General features: G+C 39.0%; 29 protein-coding genes and 5 pseudogenes. 11 read left to right on the top strand and 23 right to left on the bottom strand.

Annotation, left to right across the window (positions count from 1 at the left end):
* Nucleotides 1-109: 109 nt before the first annotated feature.
* The 4 genes from tkt to yneA form a co-directional block, all read right to left on the bottom strand.
* On the bottom strand, nt 110-2,113 hold the full coding sequence (gene tkt / locus NSQ12_RS10005; RefSeq protein WP_339176586.1) for a transketolase: 2,004 nt from the start codon (nt 2,111-2,113) through the stop codon (nt 110-112).
* Between the two features lie 168 nt (nt 2,114-2,281).
* A complete protein-coding gene (locus NSQ12_RS10000; RefSeq protein ID WP_003231595.1) occupies nt 2,282-2,515 on the bottom strand; it encodes a DUF896 domain-containing protein in 234 nt (77 codons plus the stop codon).
* 63 nt (nt 2,516-2,578) lie between these two features.
* Nucleotides 2,579-3,232: a recombinase family protein gene (locus tag NSQ12_RS09995; RefSeq protein WP_015714011.1), complete on the bottom strand. Its 654-nt coding sequence runs from the start codon at nt 3,230-3,232 to the stop codon at nt 2,579-2,581.
* Between the two features lie 18 nt (nt 3,233-3,250).
* Entirely contained in the window at nt 3,251-3,568 is a 318-nt protein-coding gene (gene yneA / locus NSQ12_RS09990) for a cell division suppressor protein YneA (protein WP_339176585.1), read from the bottom strand.
* A 150-nt stretch (nt 3,569-3,718) separates the two neighbouring features.
* On the opposite strand from yneA, the gene lexA reads away from it, so the two are divergent.
* Nucleotides 3,719-4,336 (top strand): transcriptional repressor LexA, encoded by a 618-nt coding sequence (gene lexA, locus NSQ12_RS09985; protein ID WP_003238209.1) that lies wholly within the window; start codon nt 3,719-3,721, stop codon nt 4,334-4,336.
* Nucleotides 4,337-4,687: 351 nt separating this feature from the next.
* On the opposite strand, the pseudogene NSQ12_RS09980 reads toward lexA, so the two are convergent.
* A pseudogene (locus NSQ12_RS09980) lies at nt 4,688-4,964 on the bottom strand (hypothetical protein).
* A complete protein-coding gene (fosM, locus tag NSQ12_RS09975; protein WP_032725818.1) occupies nt 4,873-5,307 on the bottom strand; it encodes a FosM family fosfomycin resistance protein in 435 nt (144 codons plus the stop codon). The pseudogene NSQ12_RS09980 and the gene fosM overlap by 92 nt, the downstream one beginning before the upstream one ends.
* Nucleotides 5,308-5,515: 208 nt before the next feature.
* On the opposite strand from fosM, the gene NSQ12_RS09970 reads away from it, so the two are divergent.
* Nucleotides 5,516-5,965, top strand: a complete 450-nt coding sequence (locus tag NSQ12_RS09970; RefSeq protein ID WP_003245454.1) for a YndM family protein — start codon at nt 5,516-5,518, stop codon at nt 5,963-5,965.
* A gap of 26 nt (nt 5,966-5,991) precedes the next feature.
* Here the strand turns inward: NSQ12_RS09970 and pghL are convergent, their stop codons facing one another.
* The 10 genes and pseudogenes from pghL to NSQ12_RS09920 all read right to left on the bottom strand — a co-directional run bounded on the left by pghL (nt 5,992) and on the right by NSQ12_RS09920 (nt 13,868).
* Nucleotides 5,992-6,750 (bottom strand): gamma-polyglutamate hydrolase PghL, encoded by a 759-nt coding sequence (gene pghL, locus NSQ12_RS09965; protein WP_015714006.1) that lies wholly within the window; start codon nt 6,748-6,750, stop codon nt 5,992-5,994.
* 224 nt (nt 6,751-6,974) lie between these two features.
* Nucleotides 6,975-7,289, bottom strand: coding sequence for a hypothetical protein (locus tag NSQ12_RS09960; protein ID WP_003245621.1), 315 nt, complete (start codon nt 7,287-7,289; stop codon nt 6,975-6,977).
* Between the two features lie 77 nt (nt 7,290-7,366).
* Nucleotides 7,367-9,007: a YndJ family protein gene (locus NSQ12_RS09955; protein ID WP_029726670.1), complete on the bottom strand. Its 1,641-nt coding sequence runs from the start codon at nt 9,005-9,007 to the stop codon at nt 7,367-7,369.
* The gene (locus NSQ12_RS09950) at nt 9,004-9,621 is read right to left on the bottom strand and encodes a DUF4166 domain-containing protein (protein ID WP_029726669.1); all 618 of its coding nucleotides are present in this window, start codon (nt 9,619-9,621) and stop codon (nt 9,004-9,006) included. Before NSQ12_RS09950 ends, NSQ12_RS09955 begins: the two co-directional genes overlap by 4 nt.
* 4 nt (nt 9,622-9,625) lie before the next feature.
* Complete coding sequence (locus NSQ12_RS09945; protein WP_029726668.1) at nt 9,626-10,432, bottom strand: hypothetical protein; 807 nt, start codon at nt 10,430-10,432, stop codon at nt 9,626-9,628.
* A 146-nt stretch (nt 10,433-10,578) separates the two neighbouring features.
* Nucleotides 10,579-11,793 carry a Ger(x)C family spore germination protein gene (locus tag NSQ12_RS09940; protein WP_029726667.1) on the bottom strand — a complete coding sequence of 405 codons (1,215 nt, stop codon included), beginning with the start codon at nt 11,791-11,793 and terminating at the stop codon, nt 10,579-10,581.
* Nucleotides 11,783-12,874: pseudogene (locus NSQ12_RS09935) on the bottom strand (spore germination protein). Before NSQ12_RS09935 ends, NSQ12_RS09940 begins: the two are co-directional and overlap by 11 nt.
* A 102-nt stretch (nt 12,875-12,976) precedes the next feature.
* Nucleotides 12,977-13,225: pseudogene (locus NSQ12_RS09930) on the bottom strand (spore germination protein); the annotation flags it as partial.
* A 294-nt stretch (nt 13,226-13,519) separates the two neighbouring features.
* Nucleotides 13,520-13,708, bottom strand: coding sequence for a hypothetical protein (locus tag NSQ12_RS09925; protein WP_080529361.1), 189 nt, complete (start codon nt 13,706-13,708; stop codon nt 13,520-13,522).
* A 37-nt stretch (nt 13,709-13,745) separates the two neighbouring features.
* Nucleotides 13,746-13,868, bottom strand: coding sequence for a hypothetical protein (locus NSQ12_RS09920; RefSeq protein WP_015713998.1), 123 nt, complete (start codon nt 13,866-13,868; stop codon nt 13,746-13,748).
* Between the two features lie 149 nt (nt 13,869-14,017).
* Between NSQ12_RS09920 and NSQ12_RS09915 the strand changes: the two genes are divergently transcribed.
* Entirely contained in the window at nt 14,018-14,452 is a 435-nt protein-coding gene (locus tag NSQ12_RS09915) for an SRPBCC domain-containing protein (RefSeq protein ID WP_339176580.1), read from the top strand.
* A 65-nt stretch (nt 14,453-14,517) separates the two neighbouring features.
* Here the strand turns inward: NSQ12_RS09915 and NSQ12_RS09910 are convergent, their stop codons facing one another.
* Nucleotides 14,518-14,916 (bottom strand): hypothetical protein, encoded by a 399-nt coding sequence (locus NSQ12_RS09910; protein WP_339176578.1) that lies wholly within the window; start codon nt 14,914-14,916, stop codon nt 14,518-14,520.
* Between the two features lie 16 nt (nt 14,917-14,932).
* A pseudogene (locus NSQ12_RS09905) lies at nt 14,933-15,098 on the bottom strand (hypothetical protein).
* Between the two features lie 71 nt (nt 15,099-15,169).
* On the opposite strand from NSQ12_RS09905, the gene tatAC reads away from it, so the two are divergent.
* The 5 genes from tatAC to NSQ12_RS09880 all read left to right on the top strand — a co-directional run bounded on the left by tatAC (nt 15,170) and on the right by NSQ12_RS09880 (nt 17,571).
* Nucleotides 15,170-15,358, top strand: coding sequence for a twin-arginine translocase TatAC (tatAC, locus tag NSQ12_RS09900; RefSeq protein ID WP_003231634.1), 189 nt, complete (start codon nt 15,170-15,172; stop codon nt 15,356-15,358).
* A 174-nt stretch (nt 15,359-15,532) separates the two neighbouring features.
* Complete coding sequence (locus NSQ12_RS09895; protein ID WP_038429029.1) at nt 15,533-15,757, top strand: hypothetical protein; 225 nt, start codon at nt 15,533-15,535, stop codon at nt 15,755-15,757.
* Nucleotides 15,758-16,002: 245 nt separating this feature from the next.
* On the top strand, nt 16,003-16,359 hold the full coding sequence (locus NSQ12_RS09890; protein WP_038429028.1) for a YoqO family protein: 357 nt from the start codon (nt 16,003-16,005) through the stop codon (nt 16,357-16,359).
* Nucleotides 16,360-16,518: 159 nt separating this feature from the next.
* Nucleotides 16,519-17,241, top strand: a complete 723-nt coding sequence (locus tag NSQ12_RS09885; protein WP_128474266.1) for a YrpD family protein — start codon at nt 16,519-16,521, stop codon at nt 17,239-17,241.
* 42 nt (nt 17,242-17,283) lie between these two features.
* Nucleotides 17,284-17,571, top strand: coding sequence for a hypothetical protein (locus NSQ12_RS09880; protein WP_125121357.1), 288 nt, complete (start codon nt 17,284-17,286; stop codon nt 17,569-17,571).
* Nucleotides 17,572-17,692: 121 nt separating this feature from the next.
* Here the strand turns inward: NSQ12_RS09880 and NSQ12_RS09875 are convergent, their stop codons facing one another.
* Together NSQ12_RS09875 and NSQ12_RS09870 are read right to left on the bottom strand one after the other, a co-directional pair.
* A complete protein-coding gene (locus tag NSQ12_RS09875) occupies nt 17,693-18,532 on the bottom strand; it encodes a thymidylate synthase (protein WP_029317846.1) in 840 nt (279 codons plus the stop codon).
* Nucleotides 18,533-18,809: 277 nt separating this feature from the next.
* Nucleotides 18,810-18,971: pseudogene (locus tag NSQ12_RS09870) on the bottom strand (hypothetical protein); the annotation flags it as partial.
* Between the two features lie 403 nt (nt 18,972-19,374).
* Between NSQ12_RS09870 and cotU the strand changes: the two are divergent.
* Nucleotides 19,375-19,635 carry a spore coat protein CotU gene (cotU, locus tag NSQ12_RS09865; protein ID WP_088467220.1) on the top strand — a complete coding sequence of 87 codons (261 nt, stop codon included), beginning with the start codon at nt 19,375-19,377 and terminating at the stop codon, nt 19,633-19,635.
* 638 nt (nt 19,636-20,273) lie between these two features.
* On the opposite strand, the gene dutA is transcribed toward cotU, so the two are convergent.
* Both dutA and NSQ12_RS09855 read right to left on the bottom strand, forming a co-directional pair.
* On the bottom strand, nt 20,274-20,708 hold the full coding sequence (gene dutA, locus NSQ12_RS09860) for a dUTP diphosphatase DutA (RefSeq protein WP_003245820.1): 435 nt from the start codon (nt 20,706-20,708) through the stop codon (nt 20,274-20,276).
* A gap of 29 nt (nt 20,709-20,737) precedes the next feature.
* Entirely contained in the window at nt 20,738-21,199 is a 462-nt protein-coding gene (locus tag NSQ12_RS09855; protein ID WP_048654893.1) for a DUF2691 family protein, read from the bottom strand.
* A gap of 461 nt (nt 21,200-21,660) precedes the next feature.
* On the opposite strand from NSQ12_RS09855, the gene alr reads away from it, so the two are divergent.
* Nucleotides 21,661-22,845 carry an alanine racemase gene (gene alr / locus NSQ12_RS09850; protein WP_033884592.1) on the top strand — a complete coding sequence of 395 codons (1,185 nt, stop codon included), beginning with the start codon at nt 21,661-21,663 and terminating at the stop codon, nt 22,843-22,845.
* A gap of 101 nt (nt 22,846-22,946) precedes the next feature.
* Here alr and NSQ12_RS09845 read toward each other — a convergent pair whose 3' ends face one another.
* Entirely contained in the window at nt 22,947-24,362 is a 1,416-nt protein-coding gene (locus tag NSQ12_RS09845; RefSeq protein WP_048654892.1) for a sugar porter family MFS transporter, read from the bottom strand.
* Between the two features lie 412 nt (nt 24,363-24,774).
* Here NSQ12_RS09845 and yncB point away from each other — a divergent pair, with 412 nt between their 5' ends.
* Nucleotides 24,775-25,410, top strand: coding sequence for an endonuclease YncB (yncB, locus tag NSQ12_RS09840; RefSeq protein WP_017697666.1), 636 nt, complete (start codon nt 24,775-24,777; stop codon nt 25,408-25,410).
* Nucleotides 25,411-25,559 lie beyond the last annotated feature (149 nt).

Below are 25,559 nucleotides of genomic sequence, written 5' to 3'. Positions count from 1 at the left end.
ATACAAAAGAAGAAAAGAAAGAATTGTCTATTACTGTTAAACAGCCAATACTATTTTTGTCGGATAAACAAGAAAAAGAGGATGATTTGACTCATCCTCTTTCAAAAGCTTACTTATTGATTAATGCCTTAACTCGATTCACTACGTTCGGAACTGAGAAGCCGTATTCGTTAATGATGGTTTCACCAGGAGCAGATGCACCGAATCGGTCTATGCCGAGAACGTCACCTTCAAGCCCCGTGTAATTGCCCCATCCAAATGATGAGCCCATTTCAATTGCAAGACGTTTTTTCACATCTGCAGGAAGGACTTTGTTTTTGTATTCATCAGATTGTTTCTCAAAACGGTCCATTGAAGGCATGCTGACAACAGAAACATCGATATTTTCTTTTGCCAATTCAGCCTGCGCTTCAATTGCAAGACCTACCTCTGATCCGGAAGCGATGAGAAGAGCGTCAGGTGTTTCGTTTTTAGATTTAGAAACGACATATGCACCTTTTTCTACTCCTGCCAATGCTTCTTCAGCTGTTTGATCGATGGTAGGAAGGTTTTGACGTGTAAGCACTAGCGCTGTTGGGTGGTCAGTGCTTTGCACTGCAAGCTTCCATGCTGCTGCTGTCTCATTGCCGTCTGCTGGACGGATCAAAGAAAGGTTAGGCATCGCACGGAGTGAAGCAAGCTGTTCAACAGGCTCGTGCGTCGGACCGTCTTCACCAACCGCAATACTGTCATGTGTGAAGACATATGTCACAGGAAGGCCCATTAACGCTGCAAGGCGAATCGCAGGACGCAGGTAATCAGAGAAGACAAAGAAAGTTCCGCCGAATACACGAAGACCGCCATGAAGCGCCATACCGTTTAAGGCTGCACCCATCGCAAATTCACGTACACCAAACCAGAAGTTTTTGCCTGTGTAATCAACCGCTGTAAAATCACCGGCATTTTTAATAGTCGTTTTGTTCGATCCCGCTAGGTCAGCAGAACCTCCGACAAAGAAAGGAATTTTTTTCGCAAGTCCGTTGAGAACTTCACCGGAAGATGCACGGGATGCCAGGCTGCTTCCTTTTTCATACACAGGAACCTCTTGATCCCAGTCCTTCGGAAGCTCTCCTTTGATTGCCAGTTCAAGCTGTTCAGCAAGTTCAGGATAAACTTCTTTATATTTAGCGAATTGAGCATTCCATTCTTGTTCTTTTTTCTCACCTGATTCTTTAACAGCTGCAGCGAAATGCTCATAAACTTCTGACGGAACGTAGAAGTCTTCTTCATATGTCCACGCGTAAGCTTCTTTTGTTAATTTGCTTTCCTCTTTACCAAGCGGCGCACCGTGAACACCGGATGTACCGGCACGGTTAGGTGAACCGAATCCGATTGTAGTTTTCACTTCAATTAATGTAGGTTTCTTTTCATTTTGGCGTGCTTTTTCGATAGCCGCTGTTAATTCTTCAATATTGTTTCCATCCTCAACATAAAGAACTTCCCAATTCATTGCTTCAAAACGCTGTTTCACGTTTTCAGAGAATGAACGGTCGAGGTCTCCATCAAGAGAGATGTCATTAGAATCGTATAGTACGATCAGACGGCCAAGCTGAAGATGGCCTGCGAGTGAAGCGGCTTCAGAAGAAATACCTTCCATTAAATCACCATCACCGCAAATACTGTATGTATAATGATCGACTACGTTAAATGAATCGCGGTTGTATGTTTCCGCTAAATGGCGTTCAGCAATTGCCATACCGACTGCCATGGCAATTCCTTGGCCAAGCGGACCTGTTGTAGCATCAACACCGGCAGTATGTCCGAATTCCGGATGTCCTGGTGTTTTGCTGCCCCACTGGCGGAATCCCTTAAGATCTTCAATACTAAGATCAAACCCGCTTAAATGAAGCATGCTGTATAATAGTGCTGACCCGTGTCCAGCAGATAAAACAAAACGGTCACGGTTAAACCAGCCAGGGTTTGCCGGACTTACGTTCATAAATTTTGTCCACAGCGTGTATGCCATTGGAGCGGCTCCCATCGGCATCCCTGGGTGACCAGAATTTGCTTTTTCAATAGCGTCTATTGACAGTGTGCGAATGGTAGCAACTGATTTCTTTTCAATTGTATCCATAAAAATCCCCTTCCTTATGTGTTGTACCCTTACATCATAAATGTCTGACGACTTTTTCTCAACTGTTTCAGCTTAAATTTGAGAGAAACTTGTTGAATTTTGTCACATAAGAGTTTTGATTATAGTATATGCAAAAGAGGAATACGATATTGCCGTATTCCTCTTATATTAGTGAAGTTTGTTATTTCTTTGTTCTCTTTTTAGCTTTTCTGGTGTAACATCATTGCCTTCTGGGTCAATGATTTTCACACTTTTTAACGTGTTCTTCATAGAAGAACGAAAACCTTTCAAGTACTCTTGACGGAGCTTTTGCTGTTCGGCTTTTTCTTCTTCTGTAATAACGCCAGCTTTAGCTTTGGCAGCAAGTTCATTAATTCTGGCAATTTTCGCGTTTGAAATCATGTTAAACTCCTTTATTGCATTTTGTCTATATAGTACTAGATCAAAAAAAGTTTTACAACTGATTCACTCTGCTGTCTCTTCATTCTCTATGTATTCCTGAAAACGCCGGTGAACGGTTGCTTTAGAGACATCATAGCCAAACCCTCTTAGGGTAGCCGCGATTTCAGCAAACGTCAGTTTATTCGCTCTTAGGCGGACGATCTCAGAGATTGGCACCTCTATTTTTTCTTTTCCACTGTTCCCATGTTGGTTTTTTAAGTTTTTTTGCGGTTTAAAACCGTTTTTTACTGCACGTTTCATTCCCCGTCTGATTTTCATGTTGTGAATCTTTCGCTGATACTCTTCCACAATGCTGACGATTTCCAAGACCATTGAGTCAGCCTCCGATAACTCCAGTTCACCTCTATGAGCCGTTGTATAGACTTTCACACCTTCTCTATAAATACAATGAAGCAGTGCAATTTTTGCGTTTCCCCGTCCGAGCCTTGTCTCATCCTGAACCAAAATGACATCAATTCCAGCGTTCTTAATCTCATCAAGCAGCTCAAATACACCATCCCGATCCATTTCATATCCGCTGGCTTTTTCTGAAATCACTTTGACCACTTCCATGCCGTTCTCCGCTGCAATGGCCGTAAGCTCCTCCTCCTGCCGCTTTAATGACGTTTCCTGCTGTTCTTTATTTGTGCTTACACGGGCATAAATGAGTGCTTTCATTTTATCTCTCTTTCCTCTCTATCTTACAGTTGCTAATTCATATGCATCCTGATGCTTCTTTTTCAATGGGATCACTAACTCATCACCCGGCTGGATATCAGAGGTTTGAAGTTGATTTTTATCAGCTATCCATTCAATAAAATCATTTTTGTTTATCTTTTTTGTATCTGCTACCTGATCAGCAATTGACCAGAGTGTGTCGCCTTGCTGGACTTCTATTTTAACATACTGATTAAGCTCTTGGCCGCTGCTTGTATATGACAGCATAAGGATAACCGCGCTCAAAATCACTGTGAACAGACCGACAAAAATAATAGATTCTTTACTCATGATCATAACCTCCAACAGGAATGTTTGTTCGCATTTTTTATAATTTCAGTATATACGAACAAACGTTTCTGTCAATTGTTTTTTCGAACCTATGTTTGTACTGTAAGGAAAATCATGCTATAATCTTCTTAAAATCGACGTTTTGAGGTGCGAAAAATGACGAAGCTATCAAAAAGGCAACTTGATATCCTCCGTTTTATTAAAGCAGAGGTTAAATCAAAAGGATATCCGCCTTCCGTGAGAGAGATCGGAGAGGCTGTCGGGCTTGCGTCCAGCTCTACTGTCCACGGCCATTTGGCCCGCTTGGAAACAAAAGGGCTGATCAGACGGGATCCGACAAAACCAAGAGCAATAGAAATTCTTGATGAAGAAGTAGACATTCCGCAAAGCCAGGTCGTTAATGTACCGGTCATCGGGAAAGTCACGGCGGGATCTCCTATTACAGCAGTAGAAAATATTGAAGAATATTTTCCGCTCCCAGACCGCATGGTTCCTCCAGACGAGCATGTATTTATGCTGGAGATTATGGGAGACAGTATGATAGATGCTGGTATTCTCGATAAGGACTATGTCATCGTTAAACAGCAAAACACAGCGAACAATGGGGAAATTGTAGTTGCGATGACAGAAGATGATGAAGCAACTGTAAAACGATTCTATAAAGAGGATACACACATTCGCTTGCAGCCTGAGAACCCAACGATGGAACCTATCATTTTGCAGAATGTCAGCATTCTAGGGAAAGTGATTGGCGTGTTCAGAACCGTCCATTAATCTATTGATCTATCAGATGAATGAAATAACCCCCTTTTCCTTTACGGAGAGGGGGTTTGTTGTTCAAAAAAAGCAGGCTCGCCCTGACTTTTGGGTGCGAGCCTGAATAGGAGGAAAAAGAACATCATGTTTACACCATAATTATCCACCAAAAGATTGTTGAAGTCAAGAAATTTTCTTTCCTTCAGGAAACTTTTATCAAAATATGAACGTTTAGAATATTAGACGCTATCTTCTTAAAAACGTTTCATTTTTTAGGTCGTGGAAGGATGCGGTTTTATATTTATTAAAGGGCGAGGCAATTGATATAACTGAAAATTTAGTACATAGTTTAGGTAGTTCAACACTTTGTTAAAACAGCCCGCTTTCTTCATATAAAATGTAATATGTATTTCAATTTCACCTGCACCCAATCACTTGTGCAGTTCAAAAGATATGGCATCGTTGAACAAATCGGGTAGAAACCTTTCCCAAACATAAAGTCTCCACCAACACCCTTCTTTAAATTTAACCTTATATGAAATATGGTTGTGATATCAAAAGGCCGTTTCATCATAAAAGTGCATATGGGTTTTTTCTTGTTTGTAATATCGAAGCCTGTCTTGAAGGGTTCCGGTATGGAATTCAAATTTGTGGCCGTCAGGGTCGGTAAAATAAATTGATTTTCGATCGCGTTCATCTCGTTCTCTGCCAGGCAGAATATTGACATGAAGTCTTTTTAATTTAGCTGATACCTCCTCAAATTCATGATCTTCAATTGTAAAAGCAATATGGGTATAAGAAAGCTTAATGTCATTTCTCGGGATGTCTGGTTCTTCATTAAGCGCTAGCCAGATGCCGTTCATGTCAAAATATGCAGTTGTTCTTCCCTTTACCAAAAGCTTTGCATCAAACACTTTTTGATAAAAATCAATCGATGTATCCAAATGCGAAACTGAAAATAGCAAGTGATTGATTCCTTTTATCTCCACAAATCATTCCCCCCTTGAAAGCTGATCATCCACATATACGTCTTTTTTCATAAGAAAGTTTCATACTGCTGAAAAAAAATACCAGTGTAAACAAAAACGGACTGTTTAAAATAGTAACATGACCATTATGAATGGTTTTGAATTGCATTATTTATCATTTGTTTACGCCCAAGAATTTTCTTCAAAAAATAACAATTTAGGTGGTCAAATGAAACATATCATTGCGCTTGCTTCAAAGATTGCTTTCACTCTCGCCCTTTTATATGTGATTTTGGACAGAGTCTATCACGCATCCTTCTTAAGTGTGATGTTTATTGCACTTTTCTTAGGTTTTGTTTCCTATCTTTCTGGTGACATGCTCGTCTTACCCAGAACAAACAATATTACAGCTTCATTGGCTGACTTTGGCCTTTCATTCGTTATTCTTTGGGTATTTGTTTTAACTCAAACAAGAAACGATTTCTCACCATTTGGAGCGGCTCTCCTTTCCGCTGCCTGTCTTACTGTTTTTGAATACTTTTTTCATCGGTATTTACTGAAAAATGTGCTTGATGAAAATTTCCGAAATGAACTGTCAGCGAGAGATAACACGTTGCAGTATCAAACGGAAGCCGCGGACGAGCTGTTTCCCGAAACGAAAGAGAAGCATAAGGAATAGGAGGCTGTCTTATCGCCTCCTATTTTTCAGTAGCTATTTTTGAGAAAACGGAACATCACTTCTGTAAACTCATAAAACCTCTCATTTTGAGTAACAGCTCTGCTTTTTAAAGAAAAGATGCCGAACAAAGACTTTCGAAACCCTGTGCTCATTTCTATCTGAATACTTAAACCTGTTTTTGATTTATTTGCAATGTTATTCGGACTAACGCCCGCATGTGGATGGTCCGTATTGAGCAATACAGCAGGAAAACCGGCATGCTGCAATTTCTCAACTAAATCTGCCGCTCTTACGCGATCTGTACCGCCGACTTCGATCTGCTGATCTTCTTCTGCGTACCCGTGTAATGAAATGACATATTCATGATTTCCCGTCATTTTAAGGGCCCGAGGTTCATCAAAGTGCGTGCTCGTAATGTGCAGGACTGAGTTTCCTGCCGATTTTAAGCCTTCAAATAAATACATCGAGTACTCTTTGCTGAGCTCTCTCGCTACTTCACTTGTCCCGCCTTCAATACCTCCTCCGTGAATGGCTAAAACAAGAACAGGGCTTCCGGTTTCTTTCGTAACAACGCCGTAATCAGAAGGATCTTCATTGCTTTTTAATTCCTCAAAATTCTGATATACATCTTCAGCATAAATTGAAGAAATCGGAGTAAACACCATAAAAATCAACAATAATTTTACAATTTTAATAGTTGATGGAAAACGTTTGGCTATGTTACAATCAACATGCTTCAAGGAATGGAGCAAACGGCGGAGCAGGGATACTTTGGCCGGTTTCATCTACTCCGCCTCTAAGTCCAAATCAACAGGATGTAGGTCTCTTTGAGGCTTTAGCACGAATTCTCTCGTCCTCCTTGTTAAATTTTTGTTAAATTCACAATATTATATACCATTAGCCCGGGCGCTGTTCTTCTCATTTTTGAATTTATGAAAAGTAAGCTGGCACCACCTCTCCCATTTCCATACAAAACAAAAATGCACCTGCCCTTTGGCCTGTGCATTTTTTATTTTCTCTTCATTCTTCGTTTTTTTGCTTGATTTAATTTCATGATGTTTTTTTCAATTTTTCTTATGTTTCGCCTTTGCGGGATTGTTTTCATTTCATAATAAACAGAAATAAACCCGCTTACTGTCACTGCTGCAATATAAAGGACGCGCTGTTTGATCATCCGGTCAGCGTGTCCATGATCATTCGCTTCTTTTTCCAGTCTTTCGATCACAGCTTTATCAAACAGCTGATCGACATACACTTGTTTCATTCCCACTGCAAACCCCGCAGCCAGCCAAAGAATCAGAAATAAACTGATATAAAACACCATAAACCCTTCCTTTCCTGTCTTGATGCGGTGCAGAATTTTGAAATGCAGCAACTGGCAGACGAAGCTTCTTCTTTGTGTTAGGTTCTTTCAATAGGCTGGTTAATATGTGTAATGCTGTAATGAACAGTTAGAAATTTTAATCCAAACAGCCACATATGATGAACAGCGGTTAATTTGTTGTCATGTACAGCTTCTATCAGAAAGGTTTCAGATAAAGGAAGCGGACAAGTTCCCGCTCTTGTTTGCAGATAAATCCCCTCATCCCCCGCTCTGCTTTTTCTCCGCCTGCTTGTTAAAACCAGCTTCTCCTGATGATGATATGGTTTTAAAATACCTGTCATGCTGCTGAATGGAAGCGGTAAAGAAATATTCATATACCCCTCTCCATTTGAACGATACACTGAATAAAGAGCGGTAAAAATGGTTTCGTTTTTTTCATTTGTTCTAATCCAGGCACGTACTCTTTCCCTTCCGTCTTTTTTCGAATGAACACCTTTTATCTTGCTGTACATCCTATACCAGTCAGGGTTCGTCGAAAGATGTATTTGGCCGATTCTTCTGCTGAACCATTCGTAAATAATTGCAAGCGGCCGAAACCACGTGCTCCATGTTACTTTTGCTTTAATATTGTATTCGATGGTTAGTTCATAAAACGAAAGAATGAGCGGCGCCAGTTTTTCTGGTGAAAAATCTTTTGAACGCAGGCTGCCCATATCATCCACAAGTCCGCTGTACCGAGCGTTATTTTCAGCTTGAATACTAGCTAAAAATTCTTCTCCAATCTTTCTTTTTCCGTAGATACGGCTGAATGTCTTTACACTGTCTGCATCAAAAGGTTTCGCATCCTCTATTCTCCACCCTATGAGAGCGGGCAAGATAACACCAAACGCATTGACAAAACCGTGAATCCAAATCATCTGATTGATGGTCAATGTAACTTCTTGCCGAAATACACCAAAAGAATAAATCATCGAGAAAGCAATCGTTATCATTAAAACAGCGGAAGAAAGCCGAATAAGAAATGTCCCCGTCTTGGTGCGAAAAGCTGCCGTGAACACCAAAAATGCATGAAGATAAATCGCCGCCATATAAATGCTAACCGCAATGACATCAAGTGTTTTTGAATATGTGATGCCCAGTGCGATAAGGAGGGGCGAAAGCAAAATCACCCATGTTATCCAACTGTACAACATCCGATGTTTTCTAATGGTTCTGCCGAGTAAACCGTTAAAGATCGGGATCAGAAAAGCAGAATAGTGAAAGTGGACAGCAGTCAGCAAAATGATGAGAGGGCCAAATTGCATGATCTGCAAATGGGCAGCATAAGCAAAAAACCAAAATCCTCCTCCCGCCAAATAAATAAGGCCGAACAAAACTGATGTCTCTTCGATTCTATGTATCTTTGTTTCCCAAAGGCGGAAGATCGCATACAATGCAATAAAAACTGTGTACATCCACCAGATAAGCGCGAAACCTCCAACCTCCGTCACTAGAGCCAGCACCGCAAAGAATGCGGCTACAGGATAGCACTGGATTAGCCCGTTTTCCATAAACTGAGCAGCACGAACCGGAGATTGACGAAAAACAAAAGGGAAAATTCCCGGCACGAAAAATAGAATGGATAACAAAACGAGTGCCTCTGCCACTGAAATATCCGGTGCTTCTGCTGCAAGAAATCCTATAAAACAAAGCGCACTGACTATGCCATTTCGTTTCATGATTCTCTCTCTTCCTCCTGAAACGTTCCTTTATAAAAGAAAAGAGTGCCAAGAATTGTATTTTGCACATGCACTTCAATGGTGAAACAATTCTTTTTTTCATCAAACGTTTCGCAAACTACGGATGTACCGGTCAGCCATTTCGGCAACGGGATTCTTTTTCCAAATATCAATAGCCATTGCTTTCCCGATGTGATTGTAAGAGAGCCGTCAAGAGATGCCTCGAACGTCAAAACAGACAACAGCAGATGAGGTTTGCCGAAGAAATCAAGTATTCTATTTTCTTTCTCGTCATATATCATTATCGCGTCAAAGAAACGTTTTTTGCCTTTAAAGAAAAATGTACGATTCCATTCTATCCCTGTATGTTGTGATTTCAAAAGACAAGTTCTATTTTGTATTGTAAATGGAATGTCTTTGCCTCTTTCTGAAAAGAAGCATCTGAAAAAAACACCTAGCTTTAACAGCATTCTAACCAGAAAAGAGCCTCCGCTTATTTCTGACATCGTTCCCGTCCCGCTGAATGTATGAGACCCGTCTAATTGGTACCGTTTCTGCAGCTTGGGATGCAGCAAATGATAGTTAATAATTGATTTTTCATAAATCGAACTCACAATGTCACTTCTTTCTCTTTCGTTTTGTGCGCCTGGCACTGGGGAGCTGCAGGCTAAGAGCGCCGCTTGCAGCGGAAAACACACTCAATAGAACCCACATGAATATTTCGGAACCTAGACAAGCAAACCCAGCAAAAATACAAGCCTGGACACCATGAATGATCCATTTTCTTTTTAAAGGAATCAGCCACAAAATAGCTAAGCCTATCTCCGCTGTTCCTGCCAATATGCTTGTCTCAACACCTGCAAAGCCTTGATAGAACCAAAACAGGCTGAAAAACAGACACATGAACACATAGATGATAGCGGATCGAATGAAGCGCTTCGGATGTTTATTTTGCTCTACCCAAAGCCTTAATGCATCAAAGCTCCAGGCAGTCGCCCAGCCAAGCAGCGGCCGAAATAATAAACGATCAATCCATCTTCCCAGCAGTCCGTAGGCTGTTTTGTATTGGTACTGTGTTAAAAACGTCATTTTCCCATTTTCTCTCTCTATATACTTCCAGTAGCCGCTTCCATGCCGAATCAGAGATAATGGATGATCAGAGCCAAAAGCCAGTGAAGAAGACCTTTCAGATGAACATTTGTTGAAAACACCGACGGTTTCTCCTGTACCTGACACCTTTAATCCAAAGCCTACCCTTGTTTCGTAAAGAAACTTCTGTTTTTCGCATGGCTGACTATTCAAATACGTAATATTTGAAAACCGGAGATCCCATTCCTTATGCAGTGATGGGTTTTGTGTATATTCCCAGAGTGTATCCAGATCAGATTTCATTTCGATTTCTACATAAATCGGTTTCTGCCTCACAGCCCCTTCTCCCTTCTATTTCAAGCAATTCCTATATTAGCATATTGGTCGATTCGTTAAGTGTATATCTCTCCAAAAAAAGTATCTTTATCCTAAAAAATGCATAAAAAAGAGAAGAGAGGTTTCCTTCTCTTCCTTGGGATTCATTACTGAGTTTTAACCGTGCCATAATGAGTAATTGTGACGTTCACACTGTATGTGATGTCGGCTTTACTGAAGGTGTCATCCCAGTTATTTTTCACCCTTTTCCATAAGTGAGGATATGTAAGTCTAAAAGATTCATCAAAACCCGCAACATCTGCTTTATAATCATGTTGAATTTTTTTTAATACCTGACCAACTATTTTCTTTACCTCGTTTTCAATAGTCGTTTCGAGACGATCTATAAACTGGGTGTCCAACGCCTCTTTTGTGTTCCAGTTTTCAACCAAATCGCCTTCTGATTCAATATCGACATGGAATGAAATATCTTTCCCTTTTACGATTGGCTGAATTTTGCTTTTGATTTTATTGATATCGTACGCTAGTGTCTGTTGGCTCTTTTTATCATGGCTTTTGACAACTCCGCCTTTCCCTTCTCCTCTAATCCATGTAATCCCCTCAGTTTCATATTCATTTAAAGTGCCTATCATTTTTTTCGATTTTCCGTTGATTACAGCTGCTCCGGAATATTTGACCGCTCCATTGGCCGCAACCACATTTTGCAGTAAAAAGCTGCTGCCAGAATGCAGTTTTCCAATTAGTTTCGCGAGTGTCATAGGGGGAAGAATTCTGGAAACTTTATGTTCATTTTCACCTAATCCAATCAGCCGAAATGCCGGAATTTCTCCGTTCTCTTTCAGCTGGAGAGCGTCTCTTGCTTCCCCTTTAGCAGATAAAACAAGACAGCTCAGCCTAATTTCATTATCACGAAAAAATTGATCCAGCATTTCGTCGATAGGAAATGTGTGCAGCACATCTTCACTCATGACAACAACTTTTAAATGCGGGCTAAACACTTCTCGGTCCCGTCTTAATGCAACCTCACTTCCGATCTGCTGTAATGAATCCCCTGTTTCACTTATATTAATATACGCTTTTTGCGCTCCTTGTCCGCTACCGCCTCCCCCGCTTGTGCCCGCGCCTGCCGCTTTTTCATTAACAAATTGATAGGTCAGCGTAATGTTGTCTTTTTTCGGATAGCTCCCGCCCTCTTCTTTTAACTCTTTTTCAGTGTTCGTTTCTTTTCCTTTATCAATTGCGATAGCGAATGTGAGACCCAGATCTTCTATTTCCCGACTGCTCCAGCATCCTGTTACGCAAATCATCAGCAGACATACTATGACCATAGCAGGCAATTGACGTTTTAGTTTACTTTTCACCTCTTTTCCTCCATTTCGAAATGACTAACAGCAAAATCGGCAAAGCGCCAAATATATACAAAGCGATATGACTGACCGTATCGCCCAATATAAAGACGTCATTTTCATTTTTCGGCATGCAAGAGAGGATATAAATAACAGGAAGCAGTCCAAACATACATGAAAGGGGTTTCTTTTTAAAAACTTGTGAGACTCCCAGGGAAGCTGCATAAAAAGTGATAATAAACGTGGCAAAAAGCTGCATAATCCAAATCACAAGCAGAAATGATTCAAACCGTTCAAATATTAAACCAGGTATTTCAAAACTTCTCATCAGGTCAAGCCCCGGCCATGTTCTCGTCACAACTCCCTAAACTGATAGTGCACCGATGACCATAATCAGCGTAATCATATAAAAACTGGTCACAACGCCTGTCCCAATCACAACCGCTTTCACCGCATTTTTCGGCTTTTTCATAAATGCTACTAAAATGAACATAATTTCTGAACATGTAAATGAAAGGTTTGTTGTCTTTACTCCTCTGAGAACCGGCATGATTCCATCACCTAATACAGGGCGCAAATTGTTGATCTCAAATATGCCTAAACTCATGAGGGCTATCGTTAAAAAGATGATGACCGTAATCGGAAAAATCATTTCAAAAAGCCGTGCAATCGGATCTAGGCCTTGTGTAATTGAATAAAGCCCAATCCAAAGAACTGTCATAATGATGGCCCAAGACGGTGTCCCTTCGAGGAGAAAAAAATCCACGATTTCGGACGTGACTCTGACTTCAAATGCACCGAGTGCCAGAAAATAAGTAATAAAAACAATACTGATCAGATGCCCGAGCCATTTTCCTACAATATGTCGGGAGTATTCATAAAAGGTCTCCTTAGGATACTGCTGGCTTAATTTAACTATAATCATCCCGGCTATTACCGCTAGGACCCCGCCTAATAAAATTGAAATCCATCCATCAGGAGATTGTATTTGTTCTGTTACTGTCCGAGGGAGCGTAAGAACTCCGGCAGCAAGCATATAATTAATGATGATAATCGTTGCCTGAGCGGTTGTGATTTTACTGGTTGGACTGAACATGAGACTTTATCACCATCCTGTCGAGTTCATCACTTCACCCGTTTTGTATTATCTGTATTCATCATTTTAGGCCGGCGCTTCATGACTAATAGAGGCATTCTCTGATAGACCTTTATTAATCAATTCCTGATCAGACAGTCCTTCAACAAAGATCAATACCGCTTTTACATGTAAATGAGTGATTTCAAGCTCACGGAAGTGAACGTCCCCGTTATGTCCTATTTTTCTTTTTACATGTTCTAAATCGTATCCGATGTTACCGGTTAACACATCCTGATCCTTTTCAGCTGTTGAATGACCTGATATATGCTGCTTCTGTGTTTTGTACTGATTGCTCCGCCACCTCATCATTGCACCTTCTTATACATGAATCCAAGTAAACACTTTATAGATTACATATGGAACGAGAAATACAATTAACACTTGAAACCACACATTCCAGTCAGTAAGTGTTGATATCATGTTATCCATCTGTCAGTTCCCCTCTCTCTAATAGGATTATTTTTCCCGTATACCTATTTTTTATGTTCGTCTTTTTTCTCGATAAAAAAAGCATGATGAACATTTCATCATGCTTTTAAAGAAACCAACCTGACCATTTTGCATAATTATCATAAAATGAGCCTTTTAGCAGTCTGGGATAAACTAAAATTCCAGCTTGAAGCTTTCTGCCTGTTCTGAAACTTCCACAGGAATCCCCATTATCGTTTTCGGTTTGGAAACGTAAACAAAGCGCATTTCTTCCTCTAATTGCTGAAACGCTTTTTCACTAACTATAATTCTGGCCGGCTTCCCTGGACTGTTATCAATGGCTGCTTTGATTTTTCCAAGCATAAAAAACCTCCTGTTTTAGAAAATGGCTCATCTACTATTAAAACAAAAATCGCAAAATAAATTGGCTGAACAGGAATTCCAGTTCAAACATAACTGTTGCGGCTGAGCAAACAAGCATGAACGAAATGACAACATACACATCTCTCTCTTTCTCGAACATGCAGAATTCTCCCATTCACAGATCAGACTGGCAACTGACACGCTGTTGAACAGCAGCTCTAGCATAAATAATGCACGCTATGGACATGATCTTATTAGTTATTATATGATTGAATTGAAAAAAACATCATATGTCAAGAGGTAAACGAAATGGCTCAAAACAATGAAAATGCATTACCGGATATTACAAAAAGCATTACCCTGGAGGCTCCCATTCAGAAAGTCTGGGAGACAGTCTCTACTTCAGAAGGCATTGCCAAGTGGTTTATGCCCAATGACTTTCAGCTCAAAGAAGGACAAGAATTTCACTTACAATCGCCGTTTGGGCCGTCCCCTTGTAAAGTTTTGGCTGTTCAAGCTCCAACTGAACTTTCTTTTGAATGGGATACAGAAGGATGGGTCGTTACCTTTCAATTAGAAGACTTGGGGGAAAAGACAGGGTTTACCCTTATTCACAGCGGCTGGAAAGAGCCGAATGAAGTGATCGGCAAAGCAAACGAGAAAAGCTCCGTCGTTCGCGGTAAGATGGATGGCGGCTGGACTGGCATTTTAAATGAACGGCTTCGTAAGGCTGTCGAAGAATAAAAAAAGAGAGAGGTATCTCTCTTTTTTGTTCTTTCCCAAGGGTTATACTTCACAATTTGAGTCCATCAATCATAAAACGTAACAGTTTTAGATTTACCAGAGTAATCGGTAACAAAGAACTCGGCCTTGTTATTGCTCCCATCTACAAATTTTCCAATACTGCCAAATGTGTGGCATTCTCCGGGTGAAAAATAGTTTGCCCCTACATAATCATCAGGATTGTCACCGGGATCATCCTCATATAAGTGCAGTGAAACAGAAAAAGGAGTGCTTCCTGAAAGGCAAACTCTAAAATCTCCTCCGGTCGAGTATACCGTCGGACTTGAGTAAGTATATGTGTAAGCCCCCAACTTATCCCACTCTCCAGCCCCCGCAGTTCCGGCTTTTTCTGCTTGTGCCGTTAATGGAAAAACCGCAGCCAACCCTAAAACAGACAAAAATCCAACTACCTTAGTGAATCTCATCAGCTACACCACTCCTCTATTTCAATAATAGCCGCAGATACGTTTGTATCATTTCCGGCAGAGCTACATAATTGATCCAGCCTGCCTCCCTGCTTCTTAGGCAGGTGGCATTGGACATTATATTCAGCAGCAGCCGTTTTATGAATCCGTCTTTGTCTGGTTTTAAAATGTTCAAAATAAATGCATTCCCATTTGTACTGCTATCTCTTATAATTTGTTTAAAAGGTTGTACTTCAATCAGGGGGAAAAGGATATGGAATTAAGCTTCACAAAAATACTCGTTATTTTGTTTGTGGGTTTTTTAGTATTTGGGCCTGATAAACTGCCGGCGCTTGGCCGTGCAGCAGGAAAAGCCTTATCAGAATTTAAACAAGCAACAAGCGGACTGACTCAGGATATCAGAAAAAATGACTCAGAAAACAAAGAAGATAAACAAATGTAGGATAAATCGTTTGGGCCGATGAAAAATCGGCTCTTTATTTTGTTTTGTTTCTGTGTCATCTGTCTTTTTTTATCATTTGGACAGCCCTTTTTTCCTTCTATGATTTTAACTGTCCAAGCCGCAAAATCTACTCGCCGTATAATAAAGCGTAGTAAAAATAAAGGAGGAGTATATATGGGTTATTACAAAAAATACAAAGAAGAGTATTATACGGTCAAAAAAACGTATTATAAGAAGTATTACGAATATGATAAAAAAGACTATGACCATTATGATAAAAAATATTATGACTGTGATTACGACAAAAAATATGATGACTATGATAAAAAATATTATGATCACGATAAAAAAGACTATGATTATGTTGTAGAGTATAAAAAGCATAAAAAACACTACTAAACGCCATTAACATCTCCTCGTTTTTACTTTCCCCCGGCTATTGCCGGGTCTTTTTTGTTTATGCACTATATGTATATTTTTGAAGCTTCCCTTTCTATGAAAACCTTGGTAACTGAGTCTAAAAAAGAATAATGAATATTTAGTACATAGTTTAGTTAGTTCATAAGTGAGCGCATTCAGTTTATTGCAGTTACAAAGAAACTTTTATAAACTCTTTGAGGATCATACATAAAAGGAGAGGTTTTTTGTATAGAAACATCGTATTTTATCTCATTTTACTTTGTCTATTTATATCAATTGTCATGAAAAGCTTTGAGGTGATAAGAACAATAGCCAATGTTATCTGCTTTGTTTTCGTATTGCTGTATTTTAAAGATGAAATGAAAACATACTCACGTAAAGCGTTAGCAATCCTAAGTATTTGTTTTCTTTTCTTAGTCGGTATCTGTGCTTTTGTCATTTTACAAGGACAGACATTGATGAAACGTCACCTCTTTTTTACAGGCTGGGAAACGATAGCGGGCATTCTTTTAATAATCGTTTCTTTAAGCATTTGTACTTTTATTTTGAGGAAAATTTCAAATCGGTTAAAACAAATGTGATCTCATTCTTTCCTCTGATAAAGGTATATAGCTTTCAGATTGGCGAAGCGTTTCGACCTTACATCATTCAAAATGAAATATTTTGTCGATTTATATACGTAAATCCAGTTCCAAAATAAGGTATAATAAATGGCGAAACCACTATCAAAAGGGGGAATTTTGGTGAAAAAAGTATTGATTGCAGGTGCAGTAGGAACAGCAGTTCTTTTCGGAACCCTTTCATCAGGTATACCAGGTTTACCCGCGGCAGACGCTCAAGTCGCAAAAGCAGCATCCCAGCTGCCTAACGGAATCGGCGGCCGTGTCTACCTGAACAGTACGGGCGCCATTTTTACAGCTAAAATCACGCTTCCTGAAACTGTCAAAAACAACGACTCGGTCTCTACTCCCTATATTTATTCTGGCTTTAGGGCAACAAGCGGAACTGAAGCCGATATCGGGCTTCAGTACAGCAAACAATACAACGTCTGGAAGCCCCTCATGAAGGTTGGGTCCAAAAATGAAGAAACGTACATCGAAGGAAAAGACAAATTCACATACAATAAAGGCTTCCGCCCTGGAAGCACAGTCCAAATGACAATCTATAAAAATTTAAGCGGCAATACGCGCATGACCCTTTGGGGAACGAACAATGACGGCTACACCGGACGGATTATCACAGAAATTCAAGGAACCAACATCGGCACGATTTCAAAATGGAAAACCCTTGCTACCGCGGCTGTTTCGTATGAAAGCCAGCGTGATGCGATCAAAGCAACCTTTTCGACATCTTTTAACAACATCACAATCGACAATAAAGCCGTCACTCCTGTGGTAGATACACAGGATTTCGCAAAGGTTTCTGTTGCAGGAAATAACGTTACGATCTCTGTTAATAAATAAACGAAGCAGCAAAAAGCCGCCAGCATTGTCTGGCGGTTTTCATTGGAGCATACTGGTCATAGTTCGTTTCTTCAGCTCTTTTGTTTAAACCTAACTTTAATAAGGGTGGAAATTGGTATGAAATATGAAAAAACAAGTCTTTTTGGAATGATTTTAGTTATTGTAGCACTTCTAATATCTATATATTTTATGTGTAATACAAATGCGTTAGTACCTGCTGGATATGATCTAGCTATTCATGGAATTGTAATATCTAGAACTGTAATGATTGCTTTTACTTTGTATTTAGTTTCAAAGTTAGGATATTTTCTTCTGAATAAAAAAGATTAACTGTAGAGTTAATCTTTTTTATGTATTATACGTGTTTGTCCTTCAATTTTTATTCATCTTCCAGATTGCTTAATGAAAATAGGATACCTGCTATCCATTCACTCACAATAAAAAGGCAGCATTAAACCGCTACCTCAAATAAAAGCTTGTCCCCATGTTTATAGTTGATTAATTTGAAATCATCAATGGTAAAGTTATAAAAATCTTTCACTTCAGGATTGATCCATAGTTCAGGTGCTTCAAACTGTTCTCTTTCCATTTGAATTTTCAAATTGTCTATATGACGTGTGTACACATGGCAATCCCCAATGTTAAAGATATATTCACCAAGTTCATAACCAGTCACTTGAGCAATCATGCGCTGCAACACATTGTACTGGAATACATTGAATGGATTCCCCAACGCCATATCATTGCTCCGTGCTCTTACCTCGAGGTGGAGCTTACCTTGCTTCACATACCATTGAGTTTCGTATACACATGGCGTTAAGGCCATTGCGTCTAAATCATCAGGATTCCACAGCATTGTAATGTGTCTGCGTGAAGACGGATTGTTTTGCAATTGATGAAGAAGATAATCAACCTGATCCACTTTTTCTCCATTTAGACTTCTGTTTTTCTTCCCCAGCTGAAATCCATATGCATGTCCGATGGTTCCGTCTTCTTGTTTCCACTGATCCCAAATATGTACGCCCATCTTGTTTAAATCATTAACATCATTAGATTTCAGCTGCCAAATCCAGAGCAACTCTTTAATGGCTGTTTTCCAGGCAACCTTTTTTGTCGTTAAAATCGGAACCTCTGAGTTGTCGAATCTCATTTGCTTACTCATTACACTTAGAGTATGTGCCGGTGTTCCATCTGAGTCCCACTTGGTTCTTACATCAAACTCTTCGTCTGAGATTCCATTATTGATAATATCCTTTATTATTGAATTGTATTGTTTATCGAATTGCGTCATGACTATTCATATCCTTCTTTCATTTTCAGTTGCTAAGCATAATTTATTACGAATGCAATATTATCGCAAATACTAAGCACTTGCAGATAAAGTGAGGATCTTATTCCACTCACTGTGTGTTTAAAGAGGAGTTAATCCCCCCTCTTTTACACCTGTATTTCTCCATAACATAGTCTGTCACATAGCTCATAGTTACCGCCAGTTTGGTACATACACCGTTGATAACATTGTTGAGGATTATAAGAAATGGTTTGATATTGCGGCACATAAAAATCCAAATAGTTAGGTGTTTGTGTATACCAAATTGGAAATTGTCTAAACACATTAAATCCTCCAATAGCTTTTTCTGATTTAATGCATTGTATTTTACCTCAATATCAATTGTCATTTGTCCATGTGCAATTGGGCTTTCTTTAAAATAAATTCTCTCTAATTTCATTCATTTGATCATTAACAACTTTTTATGATATTTGGCAGCGGTTCATTCCTTATATGATCTGTTTCTAACCGGTTTTGCTGTTTGTTTTTGATGTCTAACTCTAAATCCTTCAAAAGCAGTGTTAAAAATCACATCATAGAGCTCTTGAATCTTAACCATAACGTTCAAATATTCTTCAATGAGAAAGTCCCTTTTTACGTATATTAATCCTCTCTATACACTTTACTATTATTTTACAGTGATTGAGTGCTTTCTCTCGCTCTTGTTTTAATAAACAGCTATCCGTTTTGTTTTTCAGAAAGTGTTTTAAACAGCCTCTTTTTACTATTCTTATTTCATTTGACCATACCATATCATTTAAACTTCATAAATTAAATTCGAATAACATAAAGGAGGAATTTAATTGGGTTATTATAAAAAATATAAAGAAGAGTATTACACTTGGAAAAAAACATATTACAAAAAGTATTACGACAATGATAAGAAGCATTATGATTGCGACAAGTATTATGATCATGATAAACAACATTATGATTACGACAAAAAGTATGATGACCATGATAAAAAGTATTACGATGATCACGATTATCATTACGAAAAAAAGTATTATGATGACGATGATCATTATTATGATTTTGTCGAATCATATAAAAAACATCACTAAATCTCTTAAACGTCTATTTATTCCCCGGCGACATACCGGGGTCTTTTTTATGATATTTATCGACGATACTCAGATTTTTTTGAAAAGTCTTATGTCTCATTTCATCTTATATTTTGAACTTGTCTCAAGGCTGCTGTAAATTCAATTATTAATGAACACAAGTCATTTAACTTGGCTTATTATTAGTGGCATTACTAGTTTTTAGTTGCCTTCCCCTACTTATAAAAATTTAGATAGTATTTCTTTATAGAGATGCTTGTTTCATCGACAACTCAATCCTAAAAGTGGTAAAATCGATAAAAATGTAAAAACTGTAAATATAATAAAAGGAGCATCTATATGTATATAAGTATTATAATTTTAGCATCCATGCTTTTATGGGGAGCAGTTATCCACGAGCTAAGTAAACCTTCAAAAAAGCAAAGCACCAGAAAAATTGTTTCTTTGACATCTTTAGGTTCTTTATCGACTTTAGTTATTACTATTTCACTTTTTCAAAACTTCCCTTTTTAAACTTTGTTTTTAATTAAATCCTTCGTATTAAAATATTCATTTTATACATAATATTTATATGTACCTTGGCTGAAACCTCCATTGATCAATCACACAGCATGAAGACAGCCAAGGATTTATTTTGTTTACTTCGTACCTGTTGAACCGAGTCCTCCTCTATCCTCGTTTCCCAAATGCTCGACTTCAACCAATTCAACCGCCGGCATTTTCTTCATGATTCTAAACTGGCAGATACGATCACCCTTCTTAATTTCAGTATCACGCAATGCATAAGCAGGAAAGAACCAGAAATCGTTGTCTCCCTTATATGACTCATCGATAACACCCATTGAATTTGTTTGAATAACGCCAAAGTTCTTATATGTACTTGAACGAGGGACGACATGTGCTTCGTAACCTTCAGGCAGCTCCATTGCAACACCTAATGGGACAAGCTTAAATTCATCTTTTTTGATTGTTACATCTTCAGCTGCCCGAAGATCAATCCAGTCTCCCTGCTCAATTTTGCTGATTCTTGTTTGTGTTTCATCTAGATACTTGATTTTAATTTGCATTGTCATGTACTAGCTCCTTTAATTTTTATTGAGTATCATACAGTAAGGCTTGTTCTTGTGTCATTTTCATCAGTTATAAATTGAACGTCTTCAAAATCATTCTGTAAAGCATTGAAGTACAGTTTTTCAATGATATTTTTGTTTTTACAGTAAATCGAAACGTAGCTATTATCTGCTATCAAAAGGACAAGTTCGCAATCACTGTCAGCAAACTCTTTATATGTATTGACTTGATTAACCATTTTTCCATATGGAAATGCTTTCAGTTCAACGAAAATGGTATAGTACTGATTCGTTTTTAATTGTTGCTCAAAAACTGCCCCTTCAACAATTGCGTAGTCATGAAAAAGCTCCTCATCATCGAGCTCTCCTTCTACAACAAAATAAGATTCCCCACTCGTTTGCCACCTATAATTAGCTATTTCTACCGGCTGCAGTATTCTCCATAGAAAATTTCCATATTCATTCGGTATTTGAAAACTAACTCCCCTATTCATGTATTCCCCTTACTTAAACGATTTTTGTGCATACGAGTTTAATTATATACTCTGATGTTAGGTTTATGGAACAAGGAATCGACTGCCTTTTCAACCGATTATCTTTTACAGAATTTCCTCAGCCCTTCTCATTTAAAAGGTTCTTCCAATGTTCATAACAACGGTAAGTATTTCCTGATTAGATTTCTCGTTATCATCCACCCTTAGAAAAAAATGTCCCGAAACAAATAATCATTTTTGTAATCCTCAGTTGCCGTACCCATTAACACCCCACTTACAAGCCTCATGTATCCCGTACTTGCTATTCGAACATTGATAAGCACCTTCTCGTATCACATGGATTTGCTGTTGAATGATTTCAAATAAAGTTGAATAAAATAAGATCGAATCATCCAACAATTAACATTTATTCTTGCGGCAATAGGTGGTATTTATAATCCATAAGAAGGAAGGAAGCGTTGATGATAAAGCTTTGCCGAGAAGTTTGGATCGAAGTCAATCTTGATGCCGTTAAAAAGAATTTGCGAGCGATCCGCCGTCATATTCCACATAAGAGCAAAATTATGGCTGTTGTAAAAGCGAACGGTTATGGCCACGGGTCTATAGAAGTGGCACGCCATGCACTGGAACACGGGGCGAGTGAGCTTGCTGTTGCCAGTGTGGAGGAAGGAATCGTTTTACGTAAAGCTGGGATTACAGCACCTATCCTTGTGCTTGGTTTTACATCCCTTAGTTGTGTAAAGAAGTCAGCAGCTTGGAATATAACATTATCAGCATTTCAGGTTGATTGGATGAAAGAAGCAAACGAGATATTGGAAAAAGAAGCGAGTGCTAACCGGCTGGCCATTCATATTAACGTGGATACCGGCATGGGACGATTAGGTGTACGCACAAAGGAAGAACTTTTAGAAGTAGTGAAAGCCTTAAAGGCAAGTAAATTCCTCAGATGGACAGGGATTTTCACACATTTTTCGACAGCTGATGAACCGGACACAACACTCACAAAGCTGCAGCATGAAAAATTCATCAGTTTTCTCAGCTTTTTAAAAAAACAGGGGATTGAGCTGCCCACCGTGCATATGTGCAACACGGCTGCAGCTATCGCATTTCCGGAATTTAGCGCTGATATGATCCGTTTAGGTATCGGCTTATATGGTTTATATCCTTCAGCCTATATTAAACAACTAAATCTCGTTAAGCTTGAACCTGCGTTAAGTTTAAAGGCGCGCATCGCTTATGTGAAAACCATGCGTACAGAACCCCGAACCGTTAGCTATGGTGCTACATACGTCGCAGAACCTAATGAAGTAATTGCTACACTCCCGATTGGCTATGCTGACGGCTATTCTCGTGCCCTTTCCAATAGCGGGTTTGTTCTTCATCGCGGAAAACGAGTGCCAGTGGCAGGAAGAGTAACAATGGATATGATCATGGTCAGTTTAGGAGAAAACGGTGAAGGTAAACAAGGAGATGAAGTCGTGATTTACGGTAAGCAAAAAGGAGCCGAGATTTCCGTTGATGAAGTGGCTGAAATGCTCAATACGATTAACTATGAAGTCGTGTCTACATTAAGCCGCCGCATCCCTCGTTTTTATATAAGAGATGGCGAGATTTTTAAAGTATCAACTCCAGTATTATACGTATAGAACATCTTAAAATGCTGAATCAAGATCCCTCTACCAGGGGGATTTTGTTTTTTCTGAAACTAAAAAAATCCCTCCTATAAGAAGAGAGATTTTCAACATATTTATACCTCAATAACTGATTGTTCAGGAGTATTATGATCGTGTCGAGAACGAAAATGCTCTTCTAATTCTTCAAGTGTACGCCCTTTTGTTTCCGGCATGAATTTGTATACAAAACCGATTGCCAATACACCTAAAGCCACAAATATAAAGAATGTAAAAGACAAACCTACAGAGCTAAGCAAGATCGGGAAAGCAAAACCGATCACAAAGTTTAATATCCAAAGGAAAAAAACACTTATCCCAGAACCAAGTCCTCTTAACCTTTGAGGGAATATTTCCGCTATGACAAGCCAAGTCACAGGTCCTACACACCCTTGCATAAAGGCAAGAAATAAAACGGTCAAAGAAAGCACTACATAAGGAAGTGCCATAGATCCATCAAGCACAATTGAGAAAATCGCAATCAATAGGAGCGCTGTAGTCGTCCCCGCCAAACCAATCAATAATATTGGACGCCGTCTCACTTTTCCGACCAGCCAAATCCCAAATATAACTGCAATAACTGATATCAGCCCATTTCCAATATTAGCGATTAAAGCCGCTTTTGTACCAAAACCAGATTCTTTAAGGATTTGTGTGCCATAATACATAATCGAGTTCACACCTGTAATTTGATTCACTATGGCAACACCGATTCCAATCCATAAAAGACGGCGCAGCCATGGTGTAGAAAAGTCCTTGAGTGATGCCTTTTCTAGTGCTGTATCTTTTTCTACCGCTTCTTGAATTTCTCTACATTCAGCTACTGCACGTTTATCTTCTCGAATTTGTTTAAGAACTCGCAGCGCCTCACTGTTTTTGCCTTTGGAGATTAGCCATCGGGGGCTTTCTGGTACCTTAAGCATACTGGCAAATAACATGATAGCCGGTACAGCACAAATGACTAGCATGTATCTCCAAACATGTCCCGTATTTGCCATTGTTACACCGAGGATCGCATTAAAAACATATGCTAAAAATTGCCCGCCAACAATCATTAGTTCATTTTGGGTTACCATACGCCCTCTCTTTTCATGCGGTGCCATTTCTGCTAAAAAGGCCGGCACCATCGCCGAGGCTCCTCCAACAGCCAGCCCCAGTAAAAAACGAAAGGCCGCCATGATGAAAACATTAGGTGCTAACGCTGTTCCCAGTGATGCCAGGAAAAATAAAAAGGAAAGATTAAGGATCATTTTACGGCGGCCATATCGATCAGCCAATCTTCCGCATAACAACGCTCCAAACGCGGCACCTAATAATAGAATACTCGTAACAAGCCCTTCTGTAACCGGTGTTAAATCAAGCTGATCTGGCCTTGCCATAAAAGGTAAAGCTCCATTTATAACTCCGGTGTCATATCCAAAGAGAAGCCCTCCAAAAGTTGCTGAAATCATTATTAATTTCAACCTTCGATTTCGATGTTCATTCATATCCATTTCCCCTGCCTTTATTAAGAATACTTAATAAGCTCTTTCAGTGTGGATATTGAGTCAAAACTAAAGTCATCTCTATCTTAGATTTTCGCCTCTGGATTTGTAACCGTTTACATTTTTAGTCAATAGAATAAACCTAAGCTATTAATTGTTATGTTGTAGTAATGTTTTTGTCACATCATTGTCATTTCTCATATTATCATAATTCCAAAAGCATTTTCAGTCAATATTATTTTCAGGATTATTTATTTCCGCTATGTGATGGTGATGTTTTGATCATCTCGTTGTGAAGTTAACTATTGGCAATTTGAGTGTTAAAAGTTCCCTTGAAGTTTTCCATTCACAAAAAATGTCCATATCGTTATAATGATGATGTTTAATCGCGAAAAGAGAAAATGATAAAGAGGGAATCAATATGAAGAAGATTTTGATCAGTATGATCGCAATCGTTTTAAGTATTACTTTGGCAGCTTGCGGATCACATCACGCAGCCAAAAACCATTCAGATTCTAATGGGACGGAGCAAGTCTCTCAAGATACTCAATCTAATGAATATAATCAGACAGAACAAAAGGCCGGCACGCCTCATTCAAAAAAGCAGAAGAAATTGGTCAATGTTACATTAGATAGAGCAATAGATGGAGATACGATTAAGGTTATTTACAACGGAAAGAAAGACACAGTTCGCTACTTGCTCGTTGATACACCTGAGACGAAGAAACCAAATTCTTGTGTTCAACCATACGGTGAGGATGCGTCGAAACGAAATAAAGAATTGGTCAACAGCGGTAAGCTACAGCTGGAATTTGATAAAGGCGATCGCAGAGATAAGTATGGAAGACTGTTAGCATACGTTTATGTTGACGGCAAATCTGTTCAAGAGACATTATTGAAAGAGGGATTGGCCAGAGTAGCATATGTATATGAGCCTAACACAAAATACATAGACCAATTCAGACTAGATGAGCAAGAAGCAAAATCAGATAAACTGTCAATTTGGAGTAAGAGCGGTTATGTGACAAACAGAGGATTTAATGGCTGTGTGAAATAGAAAAACACTGTTCGTTAAAAAAAGCAGCAAACCTAGCAGAATGCAGTTTCCAAAGAATGAGAAAGAGATGATGGCGTGTCTAGTTTCCATTCTGCTTATCAAGCTAAAATCATCAACTAGCCTGTAAAATTTCCGCTGTATAGTAACAA

The sequence above is a fragment of the Bacillus sp. PS95 genome, assembly GCF_037963565.1.
GTDB classification, from domain to species: Bacteria; Bacillota; Bacilli; order Bacillales; family Bacillaceae; genus Bacillus; species Bacillus subtilis.
Note: the sequence above shows the minus strand (reverse complement) of the source record. Positions and strands in the feature narration are given on the sequence as shown.

What these genes read in the sequence shown, in the direction of transcription:
- tkt (WP_339176586.1), bottom strand. Translation starts at nt 2,113, where the DNA reads ATGGATACAATTGAAAAGAAATCAGTTGCTACCATTCGCACACTGTCA.
- NSQ12_RS10000 (WP_003231595.1), bottom strand. Translation starts at nt 2,515, where the DNA reads ATGATTTCAAACGCGAAAATTGCCAGAATTAATGAACTTGCTGCCAAA.
- NSQ12_RS09995 (WP_015714011.1), bottom strand. Translation starts at nt 3,232, where the DNA reads ATGAAAGCACTCATTTATGCCCGTGTAAGCACAAATAAAGAACAGCAG.
- yneA (WP_339176585.1), bottom strand. Translation starts at nt 3,568, where the DNA reads ATGATCATGAGTAAAGAATCTATTATTTTTGTCGGTCTGTTCACAGTG.
- lexA (WP_003238209.1), top strand. Translation starts at nt 3,719, where the DNA reads ATGACGAAGCTATCAAAAAGGCAACTTGATATCCTCCGTTTTATTAAA.
- NSQ12_RS09970 (WP_003245454.1), top strand. Translation starts at nt 5,516, where the DNA reads ATGAAACATATCATTGCGCTTGCTTCAAAGATTGCTTTCACTCTCGCC.
- pghL (WP_015714006.1), bottom strand. Translation starts at nt 6,750, where the DNA reads ATGAAACCGGCCAAAGTATCCCTGCTCCGCCGTTTGCTCCATTCCTTG.
- NSQ12_RS09960 (WP_003245621.1), bottom strand. Translation starts at nt 7,289, where the DNA reads ATGGTGTTTTATATCAGTTTATTTCTGATTCTTTGGCTGGCTGCGGGG.
- NSQ12_RS09955 (WP_029726670.1), bottom strand. Translation starts at nt 9,007, where the DNA reads ATGAAACGAAATGGCATAGTCAGTGCGCTTTGTTTTATAGGATTTCTT.
- NSQ12_RS09925 (WP_080529361.1), bottom strand. Translation starts at nt 13,708, where the DNA reads ATGCTTGGAAAAATCAAAGCAGCCATTGATAACAGTCCAGGGAAGCCG.
- NSQ12_RS09920 (WP_015713998.1), bottom strand. Translation starts at nt 13,868, where the DNA reads ATGTTCGAGAAAGAGAGAGATGTGTATGTTGTCATTTCGTTCATGCTT.
- NSQ12_RS09915 (WP_339176580.1), top strand. Translation starts at nt 14,018, where the DNA reads ATGGCTCAAAACAATGAAAATGCATTACCGGATATTACAAAAAGCATT.
- NSQ12_RS09910 (WP_339176578.1), bottom strand. Translation starts at nt 14,916, where the DNA reads ATGAGATTCACTAAGGTAGTTGGATTTTTGTCTGTTTTAGGGTTGGCT.
- tatAC (WP_003231634.1), top strand. Translation starts at nt 15,170, where the DNA reads ATGGAATTAAGCTTCACAAAAATACTCGTTATTTTGTTTGTGGGTTTT.
- NSQ12_RS09895 (WP_038429029.1), top strand. Translation starts at nt 15,533, where the DNA reads ATGGGTTATTACAAAAAATACAAAGAAGAGTATTATACGGTCAAAAAA.
- NSQ12_RS09875 (WP_029317846.1), bottom strand. Translation starts at nt 18,532, where the DNA reads ATGACGCAATTCGATAAACAATACAATTCAATAATAAAGGATATTATC.
- dutA (WP_003245820.1), bottom strand. Translation starts at nt 20,708, where the DNA reads ATGACAATGCAAATTAAAATCAAGTATCTAGATGAAACACAAACAAGA.
- NSQ12_RS09855 (WP_048654893.1), bottom strand. Translation starts at nt 21,199, where the DNA reads ATGAATAGGGGAGTTAGTTTTCAAATACCGAATGAATATGGAAATTTT.
- alr (WP_033884592.1), top strand. Translation starts at nt 21,661, where the DNA reads ATGATAAAGCTTTGCCGAGAAGTTTGGATCGAAGTCAATCTTGATGCC.
- NSQ12_RS09845 (WP_048654892.1), bottom strand. Translation starts at nt 24,362, where the DNA reads ATGGATATGAATGAACATCGAAATCGAAGGTTGAAATTAATAATGATT.
- yncB (WP_017697666.1), top strand. Translation starts at nt 24,775, where the DNA reads ATGAAGAAGATTTTGATCAGTATGATCGCAATCGTTTTAAGTATTACT.